Origin of the sequence: Actinomyces graevenitzii C83 (assembly GCF_000239695.1) — a bacterium.
Taxonomy (GTDB): domain Bacteria; phylum Actinomycetota; class Actinomycetes; order Actinomycetales; family Actinomycetaceae; genus Actinomyces; species Actinomyces graevenitzii.
Map to the genome: position 1 here is coordinate 1 of NZ_JH470343.1, position 2,063 is coordinate 2,063.

At 52.4% G+C, this 2,063-nt stretch carries 2 protein-coding genes; both read right to left on the minus strand.

Features of this window, described 5'->3' with window-relative positions; translation table 11 throughout:
• Positions 1–975: WXG100 family type VII secretion target (locus tag HMPREF0045_RS09855; protein WP_005987838.1), on the minus strand; the 975-nt coding region annotated here is incomplete at its 3' end.
• 163 nt (positions 976–1,138) lie between these two features.
• Positions 1,139–2,063, minus strand: a 925-nt coding sequence (locus tag HMPREF0045_RS10830; protein WP_005987839.1) for a hypothetical protein, incomplete at its 5' end; no start/stop codon positions are given.

Sequence of the window (2,063 nt, forward strand, 5' to 3'; positions counted from 1 at the left end):
TGCACGCGGAGCAATCAAGTCCATACGGCCAAATAGCCCATCACGTGCGATATCTTGCGCATAACTTAGCGGGTCTAGCGCAAAGCTATAGGCCTTGACATTAGAGCCATCCATAGGGGCCTGGGCATTAAAGCCAAAGTTGTTTAGGCAGTTAGCTCGCGCGATCGTTTCACTGGTAACTGAGAGCCCCGCAGCGTTAAAGGTTACTGCTTTCCCACCGGTAGCTAATGCGCCAGCTGAAGCCAGTTCACCGCCCAGCGAGTGACCGGTAAAGTCAACGTTTTCACGGCCCACCGCTAGAGCCAATTTAGTAGACACATCTATTGCATCCGACACCTGAAACGATGTAACAACAGCACCCTCAATATCATTGCGAAGATCTAAACCTGGTTGTCGATCAAGCTCAGTACCACGGAAAGCCAGCACATACTTACCGTCAGCATTCTGGTAGACACTGGCCTGCATACCGTTTTCAGTGTCTAAGTCAGAGGGGTCAATCCCTAGCTTCTTCAGCTCCTCAGCATCAACCTTGCGCCAACCATCAGGGATCGGGTCGCCAGTTTCATAAGCAGCCTGAGCCAGACGCGCATAGTCCGCATCGCGTCCAGCTTCACCCTCACGCGGCTTGCCGTTGTAAGGATCCGAACCGGAGCCACCACTTCCAGCTTTGGCTATTGAACCTACACCTTTAGCTCCACTAATTGAGCCATTAACTGCAGAAGCCTTCTCCTGCTCATCAGCCTGCTGGTTCAAACTGGTGTTACGCTCACGCAGAGAGTCCACCACATTACGCACCAACACAGTTAAGTTGGAATCCCAGTCAGACTTGAACGCATCAGCGTCTTCACCTACCCAGCCAGCGCTGTGTAGCTGCCCATTAATCGAGTTAACAACGTCTTCAAGTGAAGTCGCCTTGTCACCAAACAACTGCGCTAAAGCACGTAACTGCTCAACATCAGCACCAACACTAGCCACAAGCAACCCTTCCTAAACAAATTCACGATGCACTGTCGCCACAGTGCACTTACATCTGCCCTCAAATTACCCTGTTAGCGTTAGGTAGCCCTATGGGGACAAAACCCCACTACTTCCCCAGGCCAAGAGTGCTTTGAAAGTAGGGTTGTTAACTTTTCTGAACCTACTCGCCGCCGAAAATGGCTTTCTTGAGTCCGTGTATAGCTTCCCCAGTGCCCTTGACCGTACCAACTAGTACATCGCCGGTGCCCTTAACCGCACCAACCGCAACGTCACCCACGGCTTGTGCCGTGCCCGCAGCGGTTTCCGTGGCGGCACCTACATAGTCGCCACGGTTCCAGGCCTGGCCGGCACGGTCAAGACCGGAGTTAAAGTGCTGTCCGGCGTCATTAAAGCCAGAGCCTACGTCATTGACACCATTGGCGATGCCGTTACCTACTTCACCAATACCGTTAACGATTCCCGTACCCACATTTCCAATAGCTACAGTGGTGGTGGGCCTACCGGAGGCGGCAATATGGTTCGCGCTGGGGTTTTCGTACTGAGCGTCTAGAGCCCCATACAGGCGTGCCATCTCATGGTTATAGCCAAAATCACGAGGATCTGCGCCTTCACTGGCAGGAATAATATGGCGCTCACCGTATGCACGCGGAGCAATCAAGTCCATACGGCCAAATAGCCCATCACGTGCGATATCTTGCGCATAACTTAGCGGGTCTAGCGCAAAGCTATAGGCCTTGACATTAGAGCCATCCATAGGGGCCTGGGCATTAAAGCCAAAGTTGTTTAGGCAGTTAGCTCGCGCGATCGTTTCACTGGTAACTGAGAGCCCCGCAGCGTTAAAGGTTACTGCTTTCCCACCGGTAGCTAATGCGCCAGCTGAAGCCAGTTCACCGCCCAGCGAGTGACCGGTAAAGTCAACGTTTTCACGGCCCACCGCTAGAGCCAATTTAGTAGACACATCTATTGCATCCGACACCTGAAACGATGTAACAACAGCACCCTCAATATCATTGCGAAGATCTAAACCTGGTTGTCGATCAAGCTCAGTACCACGGAAAGCCAGCACATACTTACCGTCAGCATTC